The sequence below is a fragment of the Arcticibacterium sp. SM2516 genome (assembly GCF_057914865.1).
The window spans coordinates 4,639,123-4,655,930 of sequence record NZ_CP195290.1 but is presented as its reverse complement, the minus strand read 5'-3'; the positions used below and the strand labels follow the sequence as shown (position 1 = coordinate 4,655,930).

12 protein-coding genes are annotated in these 16,808 nt (G+C 37.1%); 5 read left to right on the top strand and 7 right to left on the bottom strand.

What is annotated here, in order from left to right; all coding sequences use genetic code 11:
* Positions 1–27: 27 nt before the first annotated feature.
* Positions 28–2,259 (bottom strand): carbohydrate binding family 9 domain-containing protein, encoded by a 2,232-nt coding sequence (locus tag ACSBFT_RS19265; protein WP_489602066.1) that lies wholly within the window; start codon positions 2,257–2,259, stop codon positions 28–30.
* A gap of 349 nt (positions 2,260–2,608) precedes the next feature.
* Positions 2,609–3,331, bottom strand: coding sequence for a YebC/PmpR family DNA-binding transcriptional regulator (locus ACSBFT_RS19260; protein WP_463047088.1), 723 nt, complete (start codon positions 3,329–3,331; stop codon positions 2,609–2,611).
* Positions 3,332–3,455: 124 nt separating this feature from the next.
* Between ACSBFT_RS19260 and ACSBFT_RS19255 the strand changes: the two genes are divergently transcribed.
* Positions 3,456–6,461: a lantibiotic dehydratase gene (locus ACSBFT_RS19255; protein ID WP_489602065.1), complete on the top strand. Its 3,006-nt coding sequence runs from the start codon at positions 3,456–3,458 to the stop codon at positions 6,459–6,461.
* Between the two features lie 4 nt (positions 6,462–6,465).
* Here ACSBFT_RS19255 and ACSBFT_RS19250 read toward each other — a convergent pair whose 3' ends face one another.
* A complete protein-coding gene (locus ACSBFT_RS19250) occupies positions 6,466–7,191 on the bottom strand; it encodes a LytR/AlgR family response regulator transcription factor (protein WP_489602064.1) in 726 nt (241 codons plus the stop codon).
* Between the two features lie 83 nt (positions 7,192–7,274).
* On the bottom strand, positions 7,275–8,408 hold the full coding sequence (locus ACSBFT_RS19245) for a sensor histidine kinase (protein WP_489602063.1): 1,134 nt from the start codon (positions 8,406–8,408) through the stop codon (positions 7,275–7,277).
* A 185-nt stretch (positions 8,409–8,593) separates the two neighbouring features.
* Between ACSBFT_RS19245 and ACSBFT_RS19240 the strand changes: the two genes are divergently transcribed.
* Both ACSBFT_RS19240 and ACSBFT_RS19235 read left to right on the top strand, forming a co-directional pair.
* Positions 8,594–9,262: a LuxR C-terminal-related transcriptional regulator gene (locus ACSBFT_RS19240; RefSeq protein ID WP_463046492.1), complete on the top strand. Its 669-nt coding sequence runs from the start codon at positions 8,594–8,596 to the stop codon at positions 9,260–9,262.
* Positions 9,263–9,736: 474 nt separating this feature from the next.
* Positions 9,737–10,939: a pyridoxal phosphate-dependent aminotransferase gene (locus tag ACSBFT_RS19235; RefSeq protein ID WP_463046491.1), complete on the top strand. Its 1,203-nt coding sequence runs from the start codon at positions 9,737–9,739 to the stop codon at positions 10,937–10,939.
* 37 nt (positions 10,940–10,976) lie between these two features.
* Here the strand turns inward: ACSBFT_RS19235 and ACSBFT_RS19230 are convergent, their stop codons facing one another.
* Entirely contained in the window at positions 10,977–12,557 is a 1,581-nt protein-coding gene (locus ACSBFT_RS19230; protein WP_489602062.1) for a phytoene desaturase family protein, read from the bottom strand.
* A gap of 102 nt (positions 12,558–12,659) precedes the next feature.
* Between ACSBFT_RS19230 and ACSBFT_RS19225 the strand changes: the two genes are divergently transcribed.
* Both ACSBFT_RS19225 and ACSBFT_RS19220 read left to right on the top strand, forming a co-directional pair.
* The gene (locus ACSBFT_RS19225; protein WP_463046489.1) at positions 12,660–13,346 is read left to right on the top strand and encodes a DsbA family oxidoreductase; all 687 of its coding nucleotides are present in this window, start codon (positions 12,660–12,662) and stop codon (positions 13,344–13,346) included.
* A 24-nt stretch (positions 13,347–13,370) separates the two neighbouring features.
* The gene (locus ACSBFT_RS19220) at positions 13,371–14,603 is read left to right on the top strand and encodes a D-alanyl-D-alanine carboxypeptidase (protein ID WP_489602061.1); all 1,233 of its coding nucleotides are present in this window, start codon (positions 13,371–13,373) and stop codon (positions 14,601–14,603) included.
* Positions 14,604–14,817: 214 nt separating this feature from the next.
* Here ACSBFT_RS19220 and ACSBFT_RS19215 read toward each other — a convergent pair whose 3' ends face one another.
* Positions 14,818–15,585, bottom strand: coding sequence for a carboxypeptidase-like regulatory domain-containing protein (locus tag ACSBFT_RS19215; protein ID WP_463046487.1), 768 nt, complete (start codon positions 15,583–15,585; stop codon positions 14,818–14,820).
* Positions 15,575–16,807 (bottom strand): M14 family zinc carboxypeptidase, encoded by a 1,233-nt coding sequence (locus ACSBFT_RS19210; RefSeq protein WP_489602060.1) that lies wholly within the window; start codon positions 16,805–16,807, stop codon positions 15,575–15,577. The genes ACSBFT_RS19215 and ACSBFT_RS19210 overlap by 11 nt, the downstream gene beginning before the upstream one ends.
* Between the last annotated feature and the right edge of the window lies 1 nt (position 16,808).

Sequence of the window (16,808 nt, the reverse complement as noted above, 5' to 3'; positions counted from 1 at the left end):
AAGGGAGAGTCTTATGGCTCTCCTTTTTTATAAACTGAACCAATAATTAAATTTCAAGACTATGGCTCTATTTTTATTCGTGAAAGAATCACTGTGGTAGTTATCAGTGTAAACCAAATATATGTCAGACATAGGGCTAAATCTGTACTGAATTCGACTGTTGATATTGAAATTATCCTCCTGAGTGTTAAACTGCAAAAAGGTGGTCCAAAAAAGCTTATTGGTTATGGTGGCCTCCACTTTAGGACCAACAAGCCACAAATGTGTTCTACCGTAATCTTCCGGAAAAAGAAGATCATTATACTGAGCACTTAAAGTCATACTAAAATACGGCTGCTTTCTCAAAAGCATGCTCATGTTATACTGCCTTATTTCTGCATTATAATATTTCCCGAACAGCAGCCCCCCGTTTAAAACAAAGTTCTTTCGGGCGTCTCCTTTATAGTTTAACGAAAAATTACTGTAGTTATAATTTCCTGGAGCAAGTGGCATGTTCGAAGGCAGAGGGAAATAAAACCTTATGTTATCTTCATGCATTTTATACTCTAGATTTACACTTGAGGCGTTTTTGAAATAAAGGCCTGAAGAAAGCGTATGATACCTATCGCTCAGCTCTCCATCTTCAAAGTAATTGACATGGTTGGTTTGCCCAAAAGAGAGCTCTACCAATCTTTTATGTTTAGGACGGAAAGTAAGATGATTTTCATTATTAATAAACTTGAATCCTGCTCTAACCGTAGTATCAGCATCTAAATAACTATCTCCAATTTTTGCAAAAGTCTCTATTCTATTCACAAAGCCCATATCGGAATAGTAATCCTTTTTTAAATTTCCGAAATCCACAAAGCCCGTGTATAGCTTACCAAAATGACCAAAACCAAATTGATAAAAATCTCTATTTTCTTCAATGCCCTCTTTCATGGAAAGATGATAGCCCGCCCATGCTCTGTTAACGCCCTTATGGTCAATTAGATTTAACTCCAAACCTGCATTTCTGCCAAATTTATCCATTGACGCTACATTTTCTTCATTTTCTAGCCCCAAGGCTTCTCTATTCAGAAAGTAGCCTTTCACCAATGACCTCTTTCCTATCCTTTGATGCAATGCCGTGGCTGTATAATTCTGAGCCGCATAATCTCCACTTTTTAAAGTTTGAAGATTCATTAGCCCTATTCTCGTTTTTGCCATCAAATTCCCGCTTAACCTCATTCCATAAAGTGTAGGAATGGGGTTCGCATTTTTATCGAGTCCTATTCTTCTGGAAAAGAATGGCTTGATATCTGAGTTTCCAAAACCAGAAAAAATGTCACTATTTTCTAAGAAGAAAGATCGTCTTTCTGGGTAGAGGATTGAATAACGGGTTAGATTGGTCACTTGCTGATCAACCTCCACTTGAGAAAAGTCTGAGTTGACCGTTAGATCTAGATTAAGTGCCTCACCAACCCCAACCTTTGCATCAAAACCAACATTCCCATAATAATTTGCATTCCCAGCATTTTCTTTAAAGGGAATAAAGCCCTTCCAAGTAGTCGTGGTATTGGTTTGGGAATCATTATAAACACCACCCATTAAATATGGATTTAAGGAGATATTATTTTTTTGTTTTCCTAGATTATCTTCAAACTGTAGGGTTCCTAAAAAAGCAAGGTCTAATGCCGAAAACTGTCGCGGTATATTGGTCCAAGAAGAAAATTGATTTTTCTTTCTATCGCTCCTAAAAAAGTTTACACCCCATGTGGTATTCTCTGCTTTATATCTTAAGGTTTTAAAAGGTATTGCCATCTCTATGACATATTTGTCATCATAAATTTTGGCTTCAGAAAACCACTTATTATCCCATGCATAGGTAAAAGAAGCATCATCTGTACCATACTGATACTCCGACTGTACATTATAAGGGGTACAAGTAAAGCCAAATCCGTTCGATTTTTTATTTATGGGATCCAGGATTACCCCTACACCGTCATTTGCAGCTAAGCTGACATCCCTCTTTAGCGATGGTGCCACGAAAGTGCCCGAACTATCATATGCTTCTATTAAAAAATAAATGAAGTCATCGTCATAAGCCGCTCTGACAGAAGTTTTAGTTTTACTCTGTATGCCTGATTTAGGAAAAAGCTCCCAGAAATTTCCCACAGCCTCTGCACTTTGCCATACCATTTCATTTGCCTCACCATCAATAGTTATCTGGCTGGAAGTTCTAAAAACTTTCAGAAAATAATCCGCAGGATCGTGCTCCACCGTTTGGCAGATTGCCATTAAAGGTATTTGCAACAGAGCAAGTAAAAAGAATCGCAATTTTAGTTGGTATGGGTTACAAAAAAAACAGAAAGATTAAACATATCACAAGCCTTATAACAAAGATACAGTAGTATGTAATAACATATAATGAAGCAATTTAGACATTAAATATCTATATCATAAGAACTTAAGCCTCTAAAATCATCCATCAATCAAGGAATTAAGTCAAACTGACGCTTTCTTTATATGAAATTAACTATTCGCCATATATGCATGTTTCTTGCTCTGCAATCTTTAGGTCTTAACAAAAAAAAAAGCGTTCTCAAAATGGAAGAACGCCCTTATCAAGATTATAGGACTGGAGTTTTTACTCTAGAACCATGTTATGATAAACATTTTGAACATCGTCATCTTCATCTAATTTCTCTAATAATTTATCAATTTCCATGCCTTGTTCTTCAGACAGGACTTTTGTGTCTGTAGGAATTCTCTCAAAACCTGAACTCACTACCTCAAAATCATTCTCCTCTAAATATTTCTGAATGTCGCCATAGGAGGCAAACTCTCCGTAGATGTTAACTTCAGCTGTTTCATCATCCAAGAAAACGTCGTCAACGCTAAAATCAATAAGCTCTAACTCTAATTCTTCTAAATTTAAGCCTTCTTTATTTTCAATTTTAAAAACGCATTTTCTATCAAAAATAAAATCAAGCATGCCATTTGTTCCCAAACTACCCCCTGTTTTAGAAAAGTAACTTCGAACATTTGCTACGGTACGTTTATTATTATCCGTGGTGCACTCCACCAAAACAGCAACCCCATGTAAGCCGTAACCCTCAAGCACCACCTCTTTATAGTCTTCCTGATCTTTTGAAGATGCTCGCTTTATTGCGTTCTCTACATTGGTTTTCGGCATATTTGCAGCCTTGGAGTTTTGTATAACAGCCCTAAGCCTGCTATTAGAAGTGGGGTCTGGCCCACCTTCCTTTACCGCCATTACTATATCCTTACCAATTCTCGTGAAGGTTTTAGCCATGGAACTCCATCGCTTCATCTTTCTCGCCTTCCTAAATTCAAATGCTCTTCCCATATTTTAAAATAATGTGCCTGCAAATTTAAAGGATTTGAATAAAAATGTGGAGAATGAGACAAAATGATTAAATCTTAACCCTTAAATCCTAACTTTAATCCCCACAGGTTCATCCGTTATCAAAATGCCCAAATATAACTTTCTTCCAGATTTAGTCCTCCGGACTCCCATTCACTCGTTTAAGCCAATAATCACGGAAAAAGAGGTAAGGAATCTGCTTCAAGATGACCTCCTGTTAGAAAGCATATATCTTTCCTCTCCATCGCTTTTTGAAGCTATTCTAGAATTAAATAAAGGCTCCCTGTCAGAAAAAGATGAAGAAAAAGTAATTATCAGTGTCACCAAGTACATTCTTCGGAGTTTTTCAAGACCAACACCATTTGGATTATTTGCCGGAAACTCCGTGACTAAATGGGGCCCTAAAACCCACATAAAACAACAAGAAGGCTTTCTGAGAAAGACTGAACTTGACTTTTCGGTGCTAACACAAATTTATGACGCCATCAAAAGCGAACCTCAAGCTAAGATTAATGCCAAATTTTATCCAAACTCAAGCTATTACATTCTTCATGATCAAATAAGGTATACAGAAAAAATATGGGTGGAAGAGCATCTTGATTTTCAGATATCAGCAATCACCAAAAATGAATATATCTTAGCCGCACTTTCATTGGCAGAAAATGGTGCCACCTTGAATGAAATTGCTACATTATTTGTAGGTGAAGAAGTTACCCAAGAAGAGGCACTTGCCTTCGCCAGTGACTTGGTAGACACTCAAATTCTAGTCAGTGAACTGGAACCGGATTTGTGTAGCTCCGATAAAATAGCTGAACTTTTAGATCTGCTGCATCAAAATTCATTTCCTGAAGAGTGGGCAAAAAAAATTAATACTGTCAAAACACGCCTCAAAGAACTTGATTTAAATCAAATTAATAAAATAGCCCGTTATACGGCCATAGAGCAGCTATTTAATGCCGGAGGACAAAGGGCATTCCATGTCGAAAGTTTTTTCAACTTAGTAGAAGGGCACGCTGTAGACACAAAACTTCAGCCACAGCTTTTAAACGCCATTTATGTCTTAAATACCTTAAAATCCGAGTCTCAAAATACGGATTTAGAGACCTTTAAAATAAGATTTGATAGAAGGTTTGGCAAACATGAAGTGCCATTATTAATAGCCTTAGACACAGAAAAGGGCATAGGATATGGAGACAGGTTTGACACCAGCTTTGCTCCCCTCATCACAGAAATTGATTTGGATTCGGCTGAGAAAGAAGTGACGCTGTCGCCAATTGAATTTTATTTAGAACAAATCTTGGACAAAGCACAAGAGAATGGGCATTATGAAATAAAACTTGAAAATGAAGCACTCCCAGAAATCAACAAAGACCTCAATTTATCTACTACCAGCCCTGTAATTTTCAAATTGGTGGCTCATGACCAAGTAGTTTTAGAAGCAGTAGGTGGTAGCAGTGCTATAAATTTAATTTGTCGTTTTGGAAATGCCTTCAAAGAAATTGGTGATTGTATAGATAAAATTGCCCACGAAGAAATCACAGCAAACCCGAATATTATATTCACGGAAATACTCCATGTTCCAAATCCTAAACTCGGTAATGTCTTGAGCAGAAAGCAGGCTCTGGATTATGAAATGAACTTTCTTTCTAAAAACTCAAATGCTTCTAAAGTTAGCCTGAGAGACATACACATATGTCTAGAGAACAATACCCTATACCTTAAGCATACCAAAACGGGTCAATATATTATACCTAGACTTAGTAATACACATAACGTAGACCAAAATTCACTGCCCGTTTATAAGTTTCTTTTCGACTTCCAGTACCAAGCCAAAGACAGAAGCTTAAAGTTCCAATGGCCAGAGACTATCAAAGAGCACTCTTTTTTCCCTCGTGTTTCCTATAATGGCGTTATTTTAAGTTTAGCAACATGGAAACTTGATTCTCATGATTTAAAAACACTTTCCAAGGTTATATCTGAAGTTGATTTCTTCGGTTGGAAACAAGCCATTAAACTGCCAGATTTATTTGTGATTTCAGAAGGGGATAACGACTTATACATTAACACCAACAGTTCCTTTCTTATGAAGCTGTTCTTAGACACAGTTAAAAACAAAAAGGACATTATCCTTAAAGAATTTCTTTTTGATGAGAGTATTCCGGTAAAGTCTGCCGAAAACCTACCAAAAGTAAACCAATTTGTGGCTAGTATTATTAAGCGAAGACCCAACTTCAAAACACCAAACGACCGTAACTTTTCTACAGAAAACGCTTTCGTATTTTTCCCGGAAATAAAGCATCCCGAAGGTAAGAAGTGGTTATATATTAAACTCTATTGTCCTCCAAGCTCTGTTGATGACATTTTTGAACCACACCTTTCCGCTTTAATAGAAAAAGGGCTCGATGAAGGATTAATTGATAAATGGTTTTTTATTAGGTATCGGGATCCTGACTTCCATTTAAGACTTAGGTTTCATTTAACGGAAGACCATATTTCATTTATAAAACTACTCCAAGACGCTATTAATGCTTTACAGCAACTTGGACACGTTTGGAAATTAGAGAATGACCATTATATAGCTGAAATAGAAAGGTACTCTACACTCGGCATAAAAGTGGCAGAAGACCTCTTCTTCCGAGACAGCATGGCTTACTTAATGTTTATAAAAAATATTGAGCCCGAAATAAAAGAAAACACAAGATGGCTTTATGCCTTAAGAGCCGTAGACGACTTATTGGAAATTTTCAATTTTTCGTTAAAAGAGAAACTTAATCTCATTACCTCTTTTAGAGAAGGCTTTTTTATAGAATATGGTATAAACCCATCAAAGAAAAGGCAGATTGATAAACTGTACCGTGAAAATAGAGAAGAGATTAATGCTTACCTTTCAAAAAAATCTGTCCTAACAGAGCATATCTTGGAAGTTAGAAAAAATGGACTTTCAAGTTTTAAAATAGACCCAATCACAGATGAAGAATTCGTCTTTGGACTGACACATATGTCCGTTAACAGAACCATAACTATTCAGCCTCGTTTGCACGAGTTCCTGATTTACGATTTTTTATTCCGAGAATATCAATCGCAAATAGCACGCTTAAAAAAAAGTAATTGATTGATTATTGTAGCATCTTGCTCTCTAACATCTCAAAAAATGTATCTCTATACGTAATACCCAAAGGGATTTTGTCATTATCCGTTTGAAGCACTATTTCTCCACCATCTACATACTTTAAATGATTAAGAGAAACGATGAAAGATTTATGAGTTCTTATGAAATGCTCTTTTGGCAGCTTTTCTGCAAGCTCCTTCATGGTAAGAAGGGTAATTATCTGTTCTTTTTGTAAGGTGTAAATGGCCACATAATTTTTCAAAGACTCTATATATAGAATATTCTCAAACTTTACTTTGACGTATTTCCCTTTGTGCTCCGTCTTTACCATGATGTAATCATTTAAAGACTCTGTCTTTTGACTTACAGAACTGGAGGCCAAAAATCTATTCTGAACACGCTGTACCGCTCTCAGGAAATCATCAAAAGGAATTGGTTTAGTTAAATAATCCACCACATCATACTTATATCCATCTATGGCGTACTCCGAATATGCTGTAGTCAAAACAATCTTTGTGTCTTTCTTTAGCATGTCCATAAAACTAAAGCCCGTCAAGTGAGGCATGTTTATGTCAAGGAAAACCATATCCACATTATTCTCATTGACAAAAGACAATGCTTCTACTGGATTTTGGAAAGAAGCGATGTTTTCAATAAAGGAAAGCCTCTTAATATAATTTTCTAAAATTTTTATCGCCGCAGATTCGTCATCTACTATTACACTTGTTATCATTTTCCTGTTATTAGTATATAGAAAGCTTGTTGTCAATTAGTTTACAAGTCTAACTAGATAATTTATAAATTCCTATGTCAACTTTATTTCTTCCAAAGAATATTCAAAACTACTTCGTAATTGGTCTCCGTTTCATTCACTAGTAGTTCGTAATCATCTCCATAAGTCAACTCTAATCTCCTTTGTATATTTATTATCCCTACCGAAGTGGTCTCCCGATCCTTAAAATCAAGTCTCTTCACATTGTTACATACAAATTTCAGACCATTTTTGTCTACATCGAGATCTATTTTTATTGGCGTGTCAGGATCATCAATAATTCCGTACTTAAAAGCATTCTCTACCAGACTTAATAAGACCAATGGAGGAATAACAAAAAGCATAAATAATCCAGACTTTTTAAAATCAACATAAACCATACCCCCAAAACGTAAGTTTTGAAGAACCAGATACTCCGTTACAGCCTCTACTTCTTTCCGTAAACTACTGTTCTCATTCTTAGTACTTTCCACAGAATACCGCAGTAGTTTTGTTAATGATAATATCGCTTTTCCCGCTTCTTCACTTTTTTCTGCCACGTCTCCGTAGACAAAGTTAAGTGTATTAAATAGAAAATGTGGGTTAATTTGAGCCCTCAAGAAAGCTATTTCGGCACTATGAAGTTGCTTCTCCGCTTCTCTTCTAAGTTTCTGGTCCTTTATTCTTTGTAAATATATCCAATAGGCGAAAGCATATAAAGCAGATGTAGAAAAACGCCAAGTTTCGAAGAGATACAAGTACCATGGGTTTTCTGAAAACCGCTCAACCGATCTGCCGTATTCGATTATAAAAACATCCCAAAGTAAATTCATCCAAGAAAAGAAGAACACAGACAGAACACTAAAAAAGATACCTTTCAATATTTGATCGGGAAGTAGCCTTTTATATACCTCTACAATAAAATAGAAACAAGAGGTATAAATAAAAATAGTGCTAAAATATACCACCACTACACTATAAGTAAGCTCCTGAGTAAAACCTATAACAAAAATAAAGTCTATCAAATAATAGATACTCCACCCTAAAACATGCAGTAATATTTCTGCTTTATTCTTCGTTAGGTGGTCAATAAAAGCTACTAAATAGGTCTCCTTCATATTGGTTTTATGCTTAAAAAAGTCTTTGGTATAGTTAATCGTGTTATGTACACTAGTTGTTTCTAATTTTACTAGTAGCACGCGACATTTGTATAGTAAATTTTAATCAATCAAATAATCAATTTTAATCATGAGAAAAATCAATCTTCAAATCACAAAAACAACAGTAGCGAAATTCAACAGTTCTTCAAAGAATTCTATTAAATCTTGGTCTACAATTCCTGTACCAAGTAAGTAAGAAGAATATTTTCGCTGAAAATATTATTATGCATACACTACCCAAAGTTCTACTAGTTCATAGAAGTACCTTAATTTGTGAAGTCCTTCGCGAGTCACTGGAACAGCGGGAGTATGATGTTGTAAAATACGCCACTTCTGGAATAGATGCAATAGAAAAAATTCTAAAGCATGAACCAGAAGTGGTTATTTTAAGCAACTCATTGCCAGACATATCTGGAATAGAAGTTGCTATAGAATTAAAAAAAGAAGCTTTCAAAGGCTCCTTCATATTCCTTTCTCAAAGTGCTAAAGACGCAAGACTCGTTCATCAAAGACTTGACATTTCAGGGCACATTCATGCTTTCGACGGCATGAGTGAGCTTTTTTTTGCATTACAAGAAATTAGATCCGGGAGATACTATATTTCCCAAAGTGTTAAAAAAGAAATTGACAAAGATCAAAAAGAAGAAATAAAGTCTTCGGATGTAGACCTTTCAATCCTTAAAACACTAACCCCTCGAGAGTTACAAATAATGCAAGCTTTGGCTGAGTCTAACACTACGCCACAAATAGCGAAGCAATTTTTAATAAGCCCCGCTACTGTGAATAATCATAGAGCAAACATCATGAATAAGCTAAACCTAAAAGGTCGTAATCAGCTTATAGGCATTGCCATTTCCATGAAACCCTTCTACCTTCCTAATTCTGGCTTATAATTCATATATAGTTTTGTGCCATTCGTACATTTTTTTTGAATAAAAAGTCCTTATAAGAAACCTTTACAATAGGTTTATAACACTCAATCAGATATTTAATATTAATTCCACACAATTAGGCACTAAATAAAGCCTCTATAGAAACGTTTCTATGGAGGCTTACTATTTTTGCACTTATTAAAGCCGCATATACATATTCTATTGAAATTAAACGATAAGGTTTTGATGAAATTTATGGAGCCTAAACGTCCCTAAAAGAAACGGTCAAAAGACATCATTCAGTCCTCCAGAAGACACTTCTAATTTTCAGGAGATTGGCACCAGAACGTCTCAGAATTATGTTATATTGAAATAATATGTTTGAAACTAGCTTTTTCTTCATATTTATTTAAAATACTTTAAAATTCCGTTTCAAAAAGCAATATAAGAACCTACTTTTGCACCCGATTTTTACGGTAAATAAAACTTAATAAAATGTCTGCAGCACATCAAGTATCTGACCGCATCCTAAATCTGGAATCATCAGCTACGCTAGCCATGTCTCAAAAATCTCGTGAACTGCGTGACGAGGGACATGATGTAATTAATCTTTCAATAGGCGAGCCTGACTTCAAGACGCCTAATCATATCTGTGAAGAGGCAAAAAAAGCCATTGACGCGGGTTTCCATTCCTATACTCCGGTTCCTGGAATTCCTGAGCTTAGAAAGGCTATTGCAGACAAATTTAAACGTGATAATAATATTGACTGGGCTCCAGCAAATATTGTTGTCTCTACTGGTGCTAAGCACTCTTTGGCAAACGCCCTCCAAGTCATGGTTAACCCAGGAGAAGAGGTTATTATTTTTGCTCCATACTGGGTAAGTTACTCGGAAATGGTAAAATTAGCTGAAGGTGTTCCTGTTATCGTTAGCGGCTCATTTGAAAACGACTTTAAAGTTACTGCAGAGCAGCTAGAAGCAGCTATTACAGACAAGACGAAGCTTATCATGTTTTCTTCTCCTGCAAACCCTACAGGTGCTGTATTTAGCAAAGCCGAACTTACGGCTATTGCTAAAGTGGTCGAGAAACACGAAAACGTCTTTGTTCTAGCGGACGAAATCTATGAGTACATCAACTTCATGGAAGAAGGTCATTTCAGCATTGGTTCTATTCCTGCCATAAAAGACCGTGTTATTACAGTAAACGGTATGGCTAAAGGCTTTGCTATGACAGGCTGGAGAATTGGATATATTGGTGCAGCCGAGTGGATTACTAAAGGTATCACAAAGCTTCAAGGTCAGGTTACTTCCGGCACAAACCATATTGCTCAAAGAGCATCCGTGGTAGCATGGGACGACATGACAGCTGCAGAGACCATGAAAAGGGCTTATTTAATACGTAGAAAGTTAGTAGTAGATGGTTTGAAAGCAATACCTGGCTTTAAAGTAAATGTTCCAGATGGTGCATTTTACGCATTCCCAGACATCAGCGAATTCTTTGGTAAGTCTGATGGAGAAACAACTATCAATACCAGTGACGAGTTCTGTATGTATTTATTACAAAAGGCTTATGTAGCTACGGTTGGTGGTGATAGTTTTGGTGCACCAAACTGTATCAGGATTTCAACAGCCGCTTCGGACGAGTCTCTTTTAGAAGCTATTGAAAGAATTAAGAAAGCATGTTCTGAGTTGAAATAAACTCACTTCTTATAACACTGAAGAAAACCTCTCTGGCTTATTGTTCGGAGAGGTTTTTTCCTTCTAAAACCTTCATAGCAGCGTTTCTTCCTGGAATCCCGCTAACAGCACCTCCTCTTTTGGCTCCTGACCCACAAATAAAGATATTTGGGAATACCGTTTCCACTCCCCAAGCTCCTTCTTCACTTTCTTTTTCCGCAAAAAACCAGCTTAGATCATTGTGAAAAATATTGCCCTTTGGCAAACCCAAATCGTTTTCTAAGTCCAGTGCACTTTTACATTCATAACATAAGTTTCCCTTTGCATCCTTTGAGATACAGTCTTCGAAAGGCTCGCCCAAGTAGCTATTAATTCCCTTCAAGAATTTATTCCAAACTAACTCTTTTACTCCTTCATTATCCTCCAAGAAAAGATGATAGGGCATATCTAATCCAAATACGGTTATGGTATGAAAGCCTTTATCTCTCAATTCTTCTGACATAATGGAAGTATCCGTCAAAGTGTGACAATACATCTCGCATGGAAACTCACTCGCGATTTTATTATCCATCGCTTCTTCGTAAGAAATGGCTTGCTGTTTATAGGTTTGATTGATGTGAAATGTTCCAGCAAAAGCATCTTCAACCGTCACGCTTTTGTCTTTAAGCTTTGGCAATCGTTCCAATAGGATGTTTATCTTAAATGCCGTTCCGTCTAAGCCTTTGTACTGGTCTTCTGAAAAGCTATACTTACTTTTCAGCTCATCAGGCACTAGTTTTTCCAATAATTGTGGGGCTGCATTAAGCAATATGTAGCTGGCATCTATTCTTTCCCCATTTACTAATACCGACTGGTTTTCTATGCTGTCTACTTCCGCATTTATTTTAAACTCAACTCCTAAATCGACGGCCTTTTGATGTAACTGATTTACCAAACTACCCATTCCACCTTTTGGCACACGCCACTCACCAGTTTTGTTTCCAATGATGTGATAGATGAACGTTTTATTTTGCACTAAGGTCTCGTCAAAAGCATGTGTATACGCTCCTATTTTCCCGTCGGTCAATAATACGCCTCGAAGTACATCAGATTTGACATAATTTTCTATTAACTCCCCAATGGGTCTTTCAACAAAGGTTTCCCATAACGTTAACTTCCCTTTTGCTTCAAAAGTAAATTTCCAGTCACTCTTTGACCTTAAAGGTTCCAAAAGTGAATCCCATACTAAATCTGCAAATTCTCCTTGTAATTGAAGTAACTTTTGATAGCCCTCCCATTCTTCGTCACCATAACCTAAAGCTAAAACAGATGCCTTTGAAATAATAATATTTTCATTGCTCAGCAACAAACCATGATTCTCTTCATAGGGTGTATACGAAGCGGTTTTTCTTGTCAATAATGCTAGCTCAAGTCCCAAATCTTCCATTATCTGTCTTGGGAAAAGGCTTATTAAATAGGAGTACCTAGACAAATAAGCATCAAATTCAGGAAAGGTTTTTTGCGAAGTGGTGGCTCCTCCGATGTAATTATTCTTCTCCAAAATCAACACTTTTCTGCCCGCCTTTGCCAAATAGCAAGCGGCCACCAAACCGTTATGCCCACTACCTATAATTACAACATCGTAGTTGTTTTTATCCATTTTCTAATGATTAATAATCGAAGAGCAATATCGTAAATTGAATGCAGCAAACCCCATACTCATAGGCTGGGAACTAATAATTACCTGAAATGTTATGAAGACATGAAAAAGAAAATCAACATAGACATAGTTTCGGACATCGCTTGTCCGTGGTGTTATGTAGGAAAAAAACGACTAGAAGAAGCCATCACTTCATTAGACGAATACGAGCTTAATATTAATTGGCATCCATTCCAATTAGACCCAAACATTCCACAAGAAGGAGCTAATAAGGAAGAATATATGGCCAATAAGTTTGGTAGTGTTGAACGCTACGAAATGTTGGCAGAAAATTTAATAAGTGCCGGAGATGGTGTTGGTATTAACTTTGACTTCAAGTCAGCTAAGACCATCCCAAACACCATGAAAATGCACCAGCTGCTTCATGTCGCTAGCAAAGAGGGTTTTGCGGACCGCTTAAAAGAAAGACTTTTCAAGGCAAACTTTGAAGAGGTCTTAGATTTGACGCAAGACGCCACTTTGGTAAATATCATGAAGGAATTTGACTGGACAGCAGAGTACACACTTTCTGTCATCAATGACCAAGAGATAGCTTACTGGGTAACACAAGAGATTAGAAATTACCAACAAATGGGTGTTACGGGTGTTCCATTCTTTATTTTCAATAATAAATACGCCTTTAGCGGTGCTCAACCTCCACAGGTTTTTATTGATACCATTAAAGACGTAAGTGAAAAAATGGAAGTGGCCAAAGCGGAATCATGCGACATTGACGATCCGAATTGCTAAATTGAGCGACAGTTTCTGCCATCTATGAAAAACACCCTTATTTCGCTTTTCTTAATAGCCTTTTTAGGGGCATGTCAGGTTCAAAAAATATCTAAGAGGATAACACGCCCAAATGACGACAAACATCATTTGGGCTATCTTTTTATTGACACCGCAACGGGTGACACCCTTTTCCAACAAAACGCGAATCGATATTTTAGCCCTGCCAGTACCACTAAACTATTTACTTGGTATAGCAGCATTAGTTTATTGGGAAAAAATATTCCAGCTTTAAAGTATTATGAAACCGCAGACTCCCTCATTTTTTGGGGCACTGGTGACCCCACTTTTTTACGAGCTGATTTTCCCGAAAACAATACGCTAGCTTTCTTAAGGAGTAAAGCCAATAAGAAACTCATTTTCTCTGACGCTAACTTTCAGGGTAAATACTACGGACAAGGTTGGATGTGGGATGATTACTTAGAGGACTATCAAGCCGAGATTTCGTCACTTCCTATTTATGGAAACCTCGTCACTTTTAATAAGTCCAATACACAGCCAAAATACTTTGAGACATTCTCTAAAAAAGTAGCTAATCAAAAAACAAAACTAGTTAGAGAAGAAAGTGAAAATATCTTTAGCATAGCCGAACATGCACCCTTAAATGCTGTAAAAGTACCCTTCAAAACCGATGGTGCTACTATAGCAGCCTTACTTTCTGATACATTAAAAGCACCCGTGGCATACGACCGAAAGCAAGTAAACAACTATGCATACGCCACACTTTTTTCTGAACCAAGAGACAGCCTCATAATACCCATGCTAGAGCATAGTGATAACATGCTAGCGGAACAGCTCATGCTTATGGCAAGTGGTCAAATTTCAGACTCCCTTTCTGTCACAAAGGCTATCAATTATATGCTTGAAAATAAGCTGTCCGATTTACCGCAAAAACCAAGATGGGTAGATGGCTCTGGGCTTTCAAGGTATAATATGTTTACCCCAAATGACTTGGTATACCTCCTTCAAAAAATTAAAAGCGAAATAGGCCTAACCCAAGCATTTTACATTCTCCCTAAAATAGGTCAAAATGATGTCACTTACATTTGGGCCAAATCGGGTTCTATGAGTGGGGTTTATAACTTGGCAGGTTTTATGAAAACTAAAAAAGGCAGAACACTAACCTTTGCCCTTATGAATAATAACTTTACCAAACCCGTCAGTGCTGTAAGAAAAGAAATCGCTAGCTTTTTGGAGGGGATTTGGCTGGCATACTAAATTATTCTTAAATGTATTGTCCTTAAAGGACATCCTATTCGAAAATTAAAATCTACAAAAGTTCTCACTACAGCACATTTACACCACAGCAACCGCCACTGCTATTCGGAGGCTTTACGTACACATGGTTTACCCTATAAGACATTTATACGAAAAATAATTCTATCGGCTGCTGATATTTTACCTCTGAGGGGTTTCAAAGAAAATCTGCCTTTTAATTTTTTGTAGACTTGAGCACTGGGAAACTTGCTGTATTGTTAAATTCTCTGAGACAAAGCATGATTTGATAGGTTAAATCATAATCACTGGCATTTAAAATGAACTCATCACCGAGCTTACAATATCCCATAAACTGTTCTAGGTCTGGATCTTTTAAGTTGGTAATCGCCCCTACTTTTCCTTTGTTATATCTTAACTCTATATAGAATCTCCTCAAATCTTGGTATTCTAACTCAGCGGCTCTTCTGTTCGCTTTGCCTTCTTTACTCCATAAGTCATAGAGGGCATCAATGGAAAGCCCTGCCCCGCCTCCAAGACCGCCTGCAGCCGAAGTTCTCACCAGGTTGCCCACAATATCTCGTTTCATGCTTTGAGCATTTCTTGGGTTTTCTAAAAAGGCTTTAATTTCTCTTTCTATGGTTTCTGAGCGTTTGTCTCTCACCACCACCTCATCTAAAGCTATGGCTTTTTGATCTAAGCCTATGGTAGGATTACCCACAGACTTATCCCAATAAAAGGCCGTTTCTCCAAAACCTATGCCTTTAATTATCAAAGAATCTCCTTCTGCGGCTCGGATAAAAAAGTCTCCTGAGTCATTGGTTACTACCACGTGCTCGGTCCGTTGATTGGTAATGGTCAGTGAAGACAAAGGTCTTTTAGTCTGGCTATTTAAAACTTTACCATATACAGACCAAAGCTTCTGCCCTTGGCTATTTAAAGCAAAGAATAAAAGAACAAACAGGATTCTAAATTTATTCGCCAATATTATTTGGTACGGCTGATAAGGCTCCGTTTAAGATGATATAACACAGTTTCCCTTCCTGCGTTAATGCGAAATTAGCTTTTTTATCAAACTCTAAACGCCCTAAATCCTCTTTATTCAGTTTATCAAATGTTAATATTTCTGAAAAAGCATCTAATGGCTCCACAGAAAGCCCACTCCCATCCAATTCTTCAATGCCCCAAAAGGTAGAAAGGTCGCCCATATCTTCCACCACACTCTGAAATTCAAAGTCTGTCGCATTATTAGTATTGACCTCATCTTTATTGATACCAATATCCATTTGAACGCCCTCTACATTCACGTTCCTTATCAGGAGGTCAAATAGATATTTTGCGTTAGTAGGGATAGCATTATACTCCTCTAGCTTTCTTACTTTATAGGACTCTTTCGTAATTGCAAATAACGCTTTGAGAATAATCACAAAATTTAACTTTCGCAGATACATCTTCTCATGGTCATTTCCATAACCTCCAGATTCGATTAAAATAAGGCTGCTTCCCCATTTCTGGATGTTATCGCCAAAGGCTCTTGGCTCAAACTCGTCAGAAAACCGACCTACTTTATGCGGTATTATATCCTGCAGCATTTCATTCATTTCACAGATTAGCTGCATGGCCTTGGTTCTGTTTTCGTTCCAGTCGGTTTCTTCATTATAGGCCGTTGCCAAGAAAGAAATAGCCGCTTGGTTTTGCGTAGCTCCAGCAGAATATCTGACGTTTTGGTCGTGTAAATTGAAAGAAAAAGCAGGCTTTAAGTCCATTTGAAGTTCTTTCAAAAGCCTGCTTTCTGGACATACTAAAGCCAAAGCGTCTCTGTTCATATCTATCTGCTGAGCCGTTCTTCTAATAAATCGCTCCCCTCCATCTGGATTTAACATAGGCACAAAGTGCAATGTTAACCGACTTAAAATATCTTCCGTAAACTGGTTAGAGGTTTGCTCAAAAAACCTGAAAATATCGAAAAGAGCCATTGTCGCCGTAGCCTCATTACCATGCATTTGAGACCACAGTAAAATATTGATATTTCCTCTACCAATCTTAACCTTGAAGATATCTCTGCCTTCAAAAGACTGCCCCACCACTTCTTTTTCAAAATCAGTTTTCTCTAGTAGCTTCAGAACATCGGCATGTTTAAACCTCCTTTTTGTAAAAAAGGGTTCTTTACTTCTTTCAAATACCGCTAAGAGCTCTTTATCCGTCATT

Bases quoted from the DNA above. Each gene is read 5' to 3' on its own strand.
- ACSBFT_RS19265 (WP_489602066.1), bottom strand. From the start codon at position 2,259: ATGGCAATCTGCCAAACGGTGGAGCACGATCCTGCGGATTATTTTCTG.
- ACSBFT_RS19260 (WP_463047088.1), bottom strand. From the start codon at position 3,331: ATGGGAAGAGCATTTGAATTTAGGAAGGCGAGAAAGATGAAGCGATGG.
- ACSBFT_RS19255 (WP_489602065.1), top strand. From the start codon at position 3,456: ATGCCCAAATATAACTTTCTTCCAGATTTAGTCCTCCGGACTCCCATT.
- ACSBFT_RS19250 (WP_489602064.1), bottom strand. From the start codon at position 7,191: ATGATAACAAGTGTAATAGTAGATGACGAATCTGCGGCGATAAAAATT.
- ACSBFT_RS19240 (WP_463046492.1), top strand. From the start codon at position 8,594: ATGCATACACTACCCAAAGTTCTACTAGTTCATAGAAGTACCTTAATT.
- ACSBFT_RS19235 (WP_463046491.1), top strand. From the start codon at position 9,737: ATGTCTGCAGCACATCAAGTATCTGACCGCATCCTAAATCTGGAATCA.
- ACSBFT_RS19230 (WP_489602062.1), bottom strand. From the start codon at position 12,557: ATGGATAAAAACAACTACGATGTTGTAATTATAGGTAGTGGGCATAAC.
- ACSBFT_RS19225 (WP_463046489.1), top strand. From the start codon at position 12,660: ATGAAAAAGAAAATCAACATAGACATAGTTTCGGACATCGCTTGTCCG.
- ACSBFT_RS19220 (WP_489602061.1), top strand. From the start codon at position 13,371: ATGAAAAACACCCTTATTTCGCTTTTCTTAATAGCCTTTTTAGGGGCA.
- ACSBFT_RS19210 (WP_489602060.1), bottom strand. From the start codon at position 16,807: ATGACGGATAAAGAGCTCTTAGCGGTATTTGAAAGAAGTAAAGAACCC.